The organism is Streptomyces sp. NPDC059037, from assembly GCF_042740015.1.
Taxonomy (GTDB): domain Bacteria; phylum Actinomycetota; class Actinomycetes; order Streptomycetales; family Streptomycetaceae; genus Streptomyces.
In genome coordinates this window covers 48,091-56,623 of the sequence record NZ_JBHYIG010000023.1, presented here as the reverse complement: position 1 = coordinate 56,623, position 8,533 = coordinate 48,091, and the positions used below count along the sequence as shown (strand labels likewise).

General features: G+C 71.3%; 6 protein-coding genes. 5 read left to right on the top strand and 1 reads right to left on the bottom strand.

Features of this window, described 5'->3' with window-relative positions:
* Positions 1–176 precede the first annotated feature (176 nt).
* A complete protein-coding gene (locus ACFWY6_RS07935; RefSeq protein WP_384687381.1) occupies positions 177–1,916 on the bottom strand; it encodes an MFS transporter in 1,740 nt (579 codons plus the stop codon).
* 256 nt (positions 1,917–2,172) lie between these two features.
* Between ACFWY6_RS07935 and ACFWY6_RS07930 the strand changes: the two genes are divergently transcribed.
* The 5 genes from ACFWY6_RS07930 (at position 2,173) to ACFWY6_RS07910 (ending at position 8,530) form a co-directional block, all read left to right on the top strand.
* On the top strand, positions 2,173–4,338 hold the full coding sequence (locus ACFWY6_RS07930; RefSeq protein WP_384687380.1) for an acyl-CoA dehydrogenase: 2,166 nt from the start codon (positions 2,173–2,175) through the stop codon (positions 4,336–4,338).
* A gap of 9 nt (positions 4,339–4,347) precedes the next feature.
* A complete protein-coding gene (locus ACFWY6_RS07925) occupies positions 4,348–5,535 on the top strand; it encodes a lipid-transfer protein (protein ID WP_384687379.1) in 1,188 nt (395 codons plus the stop codon).
* Between the two features lie 130 nt (positions 5,536–5,665).
* Entirely contained in the window at positions 5,666–7,108 is a 1,443-nt protein-coding gene (locus ACFWY6_RS07920; protein ID WP_384687378.1) for an MFS transporter, read from the top strand.
* Positions 7,109–7,190: 82 nt separating this feature from the next.
* Positions 7,191–7,727, top strand: a complete 537-nt coding sequence (locus tag ACFWY6_RS07915; protein WP_384687377.1) for a SigE family RNA polymerase sigma factor — start codon at positions 7,191–7,193, stop codon at positions 7,725–7,727.
* Complete coding sequence (locus ACFWY6_RS07910) at positions 7,727–8,530, top strand: hypothetical protein (RefSeq protein WP_384687376.1); 804 nt, start codon at positions 7,727–7,729, stop codon at positions 8,528–8,530. Before ACFWY6_RS07915 ends, ACFWY6_RS07910 begins: the two co-directional genes overlap by 1 nt.
* Positions 8,531–8,533: the final 3 nt, after the last annotated feature.

Genomic DNA, 8,533 nt, shown 5'->3' with positions numbered 1-8,533 from the left:
CGCCCGGTCAATTCGCTTCTCGCGGTGGAGGGGTGGGTGTCAAGGGTGGAGCGAAGCGGAATCGGCGCAGCCGACGCGACGAAGGAGCGCCCTTGACTCCCGGCCCGGAACCGCCAACCTCGGGACAACCGGGCGGCCCCGGCGCCAACTCGACGCCGGGACAGCCAACAGCGCCCCTACGCCCGCACCTCACTCCCGCCCGGCAGCAGCAGGTCCACCTCCACCGCAGCCCGGTCATCACCCTGGTACGCCGCCGCCGAGGCAAGCGGCGCATGACCCGCCGCCGTCGCCGCAAGGACGTAGGAGCCGTCCGACGGGACGGAGAGCGAGTAGCGGCCGTCCTCGTCCGTCAGGGCCGCGCCCGCCTGCCGCCCCCGGCGGTCGATCAGCGTCACCTTGGCGCGGGCCACCGGCGCCCCGGCGGGGCTCAGGACCCGGCCGTGGAAGCCGGCAAGGGCCTCATCCGCGGCCCGCAGGTTCGCGTCCTCCTCGCTGCTCGCCCGCAGCTGCGGCTTGGCCGAGCGGCGCGCGGACGGCAGGAAGAGGGCGAGGACGAGGCCAAGCCCGACCGCCCCCGCGGCGATGAGGAACGAGGTGCGGAAGCCCTCCATCGTGGGGACCGCGACACCGCCCACGTGGTTCGCCGTGTTGGCGAGGACCATGCCGATGACGGCACTCGACACCGACGTACCGATGGAGCGCATCAGGGTGTTGAGGCCGTTCGCCGCGCCCGTCTCGGAGGGGTCGACCGCGCCGATGATCAGCGCCGGCAGCGAGGAGTACGCGAGGCCGATGCCCGCGCCGACGACCACGGCGATGACGATGGTCTGCCACGCCGCGCTCATCAGGCCGAGGCCCGCCCCGTAGCCGATCGCGATGATCAGCATGCCCAGGATGAGGGTCACCTTCGGGCCGTACTTGGCGGAGAGGCGCGCGTACACGGGAGCCGTGAACATCATCGTCAGGCCCAGCGGCGCCACGCACAGGCCCGCGACGACCATGGACCGGCCGAGGCCGTAGCCGGTCGACTCAGGCAGTTGGAGGAGCTGCGGGAGGACCAGCGAGATCGCGTAGAAGGCGACACCGACCATGATCGAGGCCAGGTTGGTCAGGAGCACCTCGCGCCGGGCCGTCGTACGCAGGTCCACCAGCGGGGCCTTCAGGCGCAGCTCCAGCACGCCCCACAGGACCAGGACGACCGCCGCCGCCGCGAACAGGCCGAGCGTCGTGCCCGACGACCAGCCCCAGTCGCTGCCCTTGGTGATGGGGAGCAGGAAGAGGACCAGGCCCGCGGAGAGGCCGATCGCGCCGAGCACGTCGAAGGTGCCCTCCGCCTTCACGGAGCTCTCGGGCACGAAGAGGACGGTGAGGAGCATGGAGACGACGCCGAGTCCCGCGGCGCCGAAGAACAGGGCGTGCCAGTCGGTGTGCTGCGCGGTCAGCGCGGCCAGCGGCAGGGCGAGGCCGCCGCCGACGCCGATGGAGGAGCTCATCAGGGCCATGGCGGAGCCGAGCTTCTCGCGGGGCAGCTCGTCGCGCATCAGGCCGATGCCGAGCGGGATGGCGCCCATGGCGAAGCCCTGGAGGGCACGGCCGATGATCATGACGATGAGGTCGTCGGTGAAACCGCAGATCAGGGAGCCCACGACCATCACGGCCAGGCTCGTCAGGAGCATGCGGCGCTTGCCGTAGAGGTCACCGAGGCGGCCCATGATGGGGGTCGAGACGGCGCCGGCGAGCAGGGTCGATGTCATGACCCAGGTGGCGTTCGACGGGGTGGTGCTCAGCAGGGCGGGCAGGTCCTTGATGACCGGCACCAGGAGCGTCTGCATCACCGCGACGACGATGCCTGCGAAGGCGAGTACGGGGACGACTCCGCGGGTGCCGCGTTGTTGGGTCGTCGTCGACTGCGTCATTACGTGGGGCCTCCGGGGGCGGTGCACATGCTGGCAGGGGTACGTGCAGAACGAACCTGTTTCCTGGGGCGACTATTCCGATGAATGTCGTACGAGGGGAAGTCTTGACCCGTTGTTAACCAGCCGGTTAAGCGGGGTCCTCGGGTGCCGGTCGAGCGGGCCCGTATCTGACCTTCCGTCAGATTGAACCTTCCGTTGGATTGAAACGTGTTCTAGTCTGACGCCGTCCCGGAAGCTGCTACCGGCGAGGATGCGCATGGGGATCGGAATCACGCAGGAACAGCGGGAGTTGGCGGACGCGGCGCGCGGCTGGATCACCCGCGCCGTACCGCCCGAGGAGATACGCAAGCTGCTCGACGCTCCGTCTGGAGGACGGGGCCGACCTGCCTACTGGGACGGGCTCGCGGAGCAGGGGCTGCTCGCGGTGCATCTGCCCGAGGAGTACGGCGGCGGGGGCGGCGGGCTCGACGACCTCGCCGTGGTCCTGGAGGAGGCGGGCCGCGCCGCGCTGCCGGGGCCGTACCTCGCCAGTGCCCTCGCGTCGGTCGTGCTGCACCGGGCGGGCGCCCGGGAGCAGGCCGCCCAGCTGGCGTCCGGCACGCGGATCGGCGCCGTCGCACCGGGCCCCGGCACGCTGACAGCGGTGTCCGTGCCCGACGGCTATGTCCTGGACGGGACCGCGCCGCCGGTGCTCGGCGGGGCCGACGCCGACCTGCTGATCCTGGCCGCCGAATCGGCGCGCGGAACGCTGTGGCTCGCCGTCGACGCGGCCGCGCTGAACGTGCGTACCCAGGAAAGCGCCGATCCGACGCGGCCCACCGCCGAGGTGACCGCGGACGGCGTCGAGGTCCCCGCGGGGCGGGTGCTCGACGCCGGATCGGCGCTCGTGCGGGATCTGGCGTGTGTCGTGTACGCGGCCGACGCGTGCGGCGTCGCGGCCTGGGCCCTGGAGACCGCCACCGAACACGCCAAGGTGCGCGAGCAGTTCGGGCGGCCGATCGGGCGGTTCCAGGCCGTCAAGCACCTCTGCGCCGACATGCTGGTGCGGGTCGAGCAGGCGCGGGCCCTGGTGTGGGACGCGGCGCGCGCGGTGGGCGAGCCGGATGAGGACGTGCGGGGGCTTGTCTCCGCGCTCGCCGCCGGGACGGCCCTGGACGCCGCCTACTCCTGCGCCAAGGACTGCGTCCAGATCCTCGGCGGCATCGGCTTCACCTGGGAGCACGACGCGCACCTGTATCTGCGCCGCGCGGTCGTGGCCCGCCAGCTGCTCGGTACGGGCGACACCCACCGGCTGCGGGCGGTGCGGCTCGCGGAGGGCGGTGCGCGGCGGGAGCTGCGGACCGAGCTGCCGGCGGAGGCGACGGCGTACCGGGAGCGGGCGCGCGAGACCGTCGCCCCGGCGCGCGGACTCGACCCGGCGGCCGCCCGCAAGGCCCTCGCGCCGACCGGCTACGCGGCGCCGCACCTGCCCGAGCCGTACGGCCTGGGCGCGGGACCGGTGCAACAGCTCGCCGTCCAGCAGGAGTTGGCGGATGCCGGGGTCCGGCTCGGCGAGCTGGGCATCGCCACCTGGGTGGTGCCCTCGCTCATCGCGTACGGGACGGAGGAGCAGCGGGAGCGGTATCTGCCGCCCACGCTGCGGGGCGAGCTGCTCTGGTGCCAGCTGTTCAGCGAGCCGGAGGCGGGCTCGGACCTGGCCGCGCTGCGGACGCGGGCCGAGCGGGTGGAGGACGGTTGGCTGATCAACGGCCAGAAGGTGTGGACGAGCGCCGCGCAGTGGGCGGACTTCGGGATCCTCCTTGCCCGCACGGATCCCGAAGCCCCCAAGCACAAAGGGCTTACGTACTTCCTCATCGACATGAAGCGGGCCACCGGTGTCGACGTCCGGCCCCTGAAGGAGATCACCGGGGACTCCCTCTTCAACGAGGTCTACTTCGACGACGTCCTGCTGCCCGCCGACGCGGTCGTCGGCGAGGTGAACGACGGCTGGCGCGTCGCCCGCCACACGCTGGGCAACGAACGCGTCCACATGGCCGACCAGTTGGCCTTCGACACGGGGCTCGAAGCGCTCATCGCGCGCGCCGGTGAGCTCGACGGGGCGCACCGCGCGCGGATCGGCGCGCTCGCCGCCGAGGCGCACGCGCTCGCCTGCATCGGCCTGCGCACCACGATACGGCAGGTGGCGGGCGCGGAACCGGGGGCCGGTGCCTCCATCCGCAAGCTGGTGCAGACCCCGCATCAGCAGAAGGTGGCCGAGCTCGCGCTCGAACTCCTGGGCCCGGCGGGCGCGTTGCGGGAGGGAGCCGGGGAGCGGGCGCTGCACGGCTTCCTGATGTCGCGCTGCCTGACCATCGCGGGCGGGACCACGCAGGTGCAGCTCAACGTCGTCGCCGAGCGGCTGCTCGGCCTACCGCGTGACTGAGAGGAAGACATGAAGGCGTACATCGTCGGCGTCGGCATGACCAGGTTCGAGAAGCCCGAGACGCGGGACTGGCAGTACTGGGACATGGCGAAAGAGGCCGGCACCAAGGCCCTTGAGGATGCCGGTATCTCGTACGAGGAAGTGGAGCAGGTGCCTGTCGGGTACTGCTTCCAGGCCTCGACGGCCGGGCAGCGGGCCGCCTACGAACTGGGCCTGACCGGCGTCCCCGTCTACAACGTGAACAACAACTGCGCGACGGCGTCGACGGCGCTGATGATGGCGCGGCAGTTCGTCGAGGGCGGCATCAACGACTGCGTGCTTGCACTCGGCTTCGAGAAGATGGCGCGCGGCGCACTGGGGGGAGGGAGCGATGGGGGTGACTTCAAGACGTCCCCCGTCGCCCGGCACTACGGCGTGATGGCGGCCCGGCACGGCTTCGAGATGACCCCGCCCACCGCCCAGATCTTCGGCAACGCGGCCCGCGAGCACATGGAGAAGTACGGCACGACGGCCGCGCAGCTCGCGGCGGTCGGCGCCAAGAACCACCGGCACTCGGTGAACAATCCGTACGCCCAGTTCCAGGACGCGTACACGGTCGACGAGATCCTCGCCGCCAAGACGATCCACCACCCGCTCACCAAGCTGCAGTGCTCGCCGACGTCGGACGGTTCGGCGGCGGCCGTGGTCGCATCCGAGCGGTTCGTGGAGCGGCACGGACTCCAGGACCGGGCCGTGGAGATCGCCGGGCAGGCGATGACGACCGACACGGGGGAGTCCTTCGACTCGGGGTCGTGCATCGACGTCGTGGGGCAGCCGATGTCGCGGGCGGCCGCCCGGGATGCGTACGAGAAGGCGGGCCTCGGCATCGAGGACGTCGACGTGATCGAGCTGCACGACTGCTTCTCGATCAATGAGCTTCTTACGTACGAGGCGCTGGGCATGTGCGCGGCGGGGGAGTCCGGCAAGCTCGTGGAGAGCGGCGCGACCACGTACGGCGGCCGCTGGGTCGTGAACCCGTCGGGCGGACTGATCTCCAAGGGGCATCCGCTCGGCGCGACGGGGATCGCCCAAGTCGCGGAACTCACCTGGCAGTTGAGGGGGCAGGCCGAGGAGCGGCAGGTGGCGGGGGCGCGGGTGGGTCTTGCGCACAACATCGGGCTCGGCGGCGCGGCGGTGGTGACGCTGCTGCGGCGGTAGCGGCCGAAGGGTCGGGAGACCGGGGCCTCAAGGCGCAGGCAGGCGTAGAAGGACCTAGTCCTCTTGTCCGAGGACCCGTGCAGCGAATTTCCGATGCACGCGGCGCCCGGCGCTTGAGAGGATGCCTGTCATGGTCAAGACGCCCGGCACCACTTACGCGACCGAAGCCGACACCGCCCCGCCGAAGAAGTCCGCACCGGTGTGGGCGGTCCTTCTCGCCGCCTGCGCGGGCCAGTTCCTCGTCGTCCTCGACGTGTCGGTGGTGAACACCGCGCTGCCGTCGATGCGGGCCGACCTCGGCATGAGCGCGATCGGACTCCAGTGGGTCGTCAACGCCTACTCCATAGCCTTCGCGGGGTTCATGCTGCTCGGCGGCCGGGCCGGTGACCTCTTCGGGCGCAAGCGGATGTTCCTCGTCGGGCTCGGCCTGTTCACCGCCGCCTCGCTCGGCGGCGGCCTCGCACAGGAGGAGTGGCAGCTCCTCGCGGCGCGGGCCGTGCAGGGCCTGGGCGCCGCGATCCTCGCCCCGTCCACCCTGACGATCCTGACATCGGCGGTGCCCGAAGGCCCGGCGCGGATACGGGCGATCGGCATCTGGTCGGCGGTGGGCGCGGGCGGCGGCGCGGCGGGCGGCCTGGTCGGCGGGGTCCTCACCGACCTGCTCTCCTGGCGCTGGGTGCTCCTGATCAACGTGCCGATCGGCGCCCTCGTGATCGTCGCGGGCATCGCCTGGCTCACCGAGTCCAGGGCAGGGCAGGCGCGCCGCCTCGACGTGCCGGGCGCGGTCCTCGTGACGGCCGGGCTCGCCACCCTCGCGTACGGCATCGTGCAGACCGAGGAGAAGGGCTGGACGGCGGCGGCGACCCTGGTCCCGCTGGCGGCGGGGCTCGCGCTGCTCGCGGCCTTCCTCGTGGTGGAGTCGCGCACACAGGTGCCGCTGATGCCGCTCAAGCTGTTCAGGGTGCGGTCGGTGTCGGCCGCGAACGCCGCGATGTTCGTGTGCGGCGGCGGCATGTTCGCCATGTGGATGTTCATGACGCTCTACGCCCAGAACGTCCTCGACTACTCCCCGCTCAAGGCGGGCCTCGCGCTCATCCCGTCCTCCCTCACCATCGTCATCGGCTCGATGCTGGCGCCGCGCCTGATGCCGGTGCTCGGCGCGAAGAACGTGTCCGTGCTCGGCATCGTGGTGGCCGCCGCGGGCTTCGGCTGGCAGTCGACGATGATGACCGTCGACGGCGCGTACGTCACCTCGATCATGCTGCCCGGCATCGTGATGATGTTCGGCGCGGGCCTGGCGGCGACACCGCTCGCCTCGCTCGCCACGTCCGGCGCGCAGCCGGGCGACGCGGGCCTGGTCTCCGGCCTGATCAACACCTCCCGCACGATGGGCGGCGCGCTCGGCCTCGCGGTGCTCTCCACGGTGGCGGCCGCGCAGATGGACGGCTCGACGTCCCGGCAGGCGCTGACCGACGGATACGCGATGGCGTTCCGCACCAGCGGGTTCATCCTGCTCGCGGGCGTGGTGGTGGTGCTTCTGTGGATGCCGAGGCAGCGGGCCTCCGAAGGCTGAGGCAAACAGGGTCTCCAGGGCCTCCAGGGCCCGAGGCAACGGTTTGTGGCCCTCATGGACTCCAATGTGCAAGGAGGTATTCATGGGGGAGCGAAAGCAGGTCTTGGACGGAGAGTTCCAGGGCTTCGTCACCAACCGCTGGTCGCAGCTGATGCGCACGGCCTTTCTTCTGACGGGCCAGCAGCACGCGGCAGAGGACCTGGTGCAGTCGTCCTTGGAGCGGACCTACGTGTCCTGGCGCAAGGTGAGCGCGGCAGGTGATCCGGACGCGTATGTGCGCCGGATCATGATCAACACCCATGCGCGCAGACACCGGAGAAAGCTCAAGGAGTTCCTGTCGCTGCAGGATGAGGCCCCGGTGCTCGACACCTGCGAGCGCGGCGACCGCATGGCACAGGCGGACGACCGGGCGGCCCTGCTGCGCGCCCTCGCCCAACTGCCCGTGCGCCAGCGCGAAGCGGTCGTCCTGCGCTACTGGGAGGACTTGAGCGAGGCCCAGACCGCCGAGGCCATGGGCTGCTCGGTGGGGACCGTGAAGAGCAACGCAGCCAAGGGGATCGCCAAGCTGCGCGCCATACCCGCACTGACCGAGAAGGTCGGAAGCCGAGGGGAGAACTGATGACCAGGGACCAGGACCCGGCGCAGCACGACACCGCCGCGCACAGTGACATCGCCCACCGCCTCGCGACCGTGGCGGACGAGGTCGAGATCGGCACGGCCCCGTACCAGGCGGTGCTGCGCGGCGGACGGCGCAGGAAGGCGCGCCGCTGGGTGGTCGGTGCGGTGGCGGCCGTGGCGATCGCCGGCTCCACGGGCTCGCTGGCGCTCGCGATGGTGGACGGACGCGACCAGGCCCAGGTGGCGTCACAGGACGGCACGGCGAGGGAACGGCACGTCTACACACCTCAGTTCACCCCGCTGACCGAGGTCTTCGACGAGACGGGGACCCCGGTGACCCAGATGGAGCTGCAGGTGTGGGGCGCTCCGCGCGACGACGCGGAGGCGCGCGGCCAGAAGAAGGCGATGATCAAGGCCGGTGTGTGGGACGAGCGGACGAGCGACCCCGTCCCGAACTTCGACGTTCCGTGGTACGCGGTCACCATCGCGGCCGACGGCAAGAAGAAGGTGACGTACTTCGGCCTCCAGGACAAGGACCCCGGCGGCGACGACGGGCTGAGCTTCGCCTCGGCGGAGATCGAGGTGAAGGGCAAGAAACTGACGGTCGGGCACGTCGGCCCGAAGACCAGGCGCATCGAGTTCGAGTACGCGAACGGCACGTCCGAGCCGGAGCTGACCAAGGCGGCGGGCTCCGGGTACCTGTGGTTCACGCAGCAGGAGGACGGACCGGGCCCGGGCGGCAAGCTGGTGGCCATACGTCTCTACGACGGGGCGGGGAAGGTGGAGACGGTGGTGCAGGACTGAGCG

Bases quoted from the DNA above. Each gene is read 5' to 3' on its own strand.
- ACFWY6_RS07935 (WP_384687381.1), bottom strand. From the start codon at position 1,916: ATGACGCAGTCGACGACGACCCAACAACGCGGCACCCGCGGAGTCGTC.
- ACFWY6_RS07930 (WP_384687380.1), top strand. From the start codon at position 2,173: ATGGGGATCGGAATCACGCAGGAACAGCGGGAGTTGGCGGACGCGGCG.
- ACFWY6_RS07925 (WP_384687379.1), top strand. From the start codon at position 4,348: ATGAAGGCGTACATCGTCGGCGTCGGCATGACCAGGTTCGAGAAGCCC.
- ACFWY6_RS07920 (WP_384687378.1), top strand. From the start codon at position 5,666: ATGGTCAAGACGCCCGGCACCACTTACGCGACCGAAGCCGACACCGCC.
- ACFWY6_RS07915 (WP_384687377.1), top strand. From the start codon at position 7,191: ATGGGGGAGCGAAAGCAGGTCTTGGACGGAGAGTTCCAGGGCTTCGTC.
- ACFWY6_RS07910 (WP_384687376.1), top strand. From the start codon at position 7,727: ATGACCAGGGACCAGGACCCGGCGCAGCACGACACCGCCGCGCACAGT.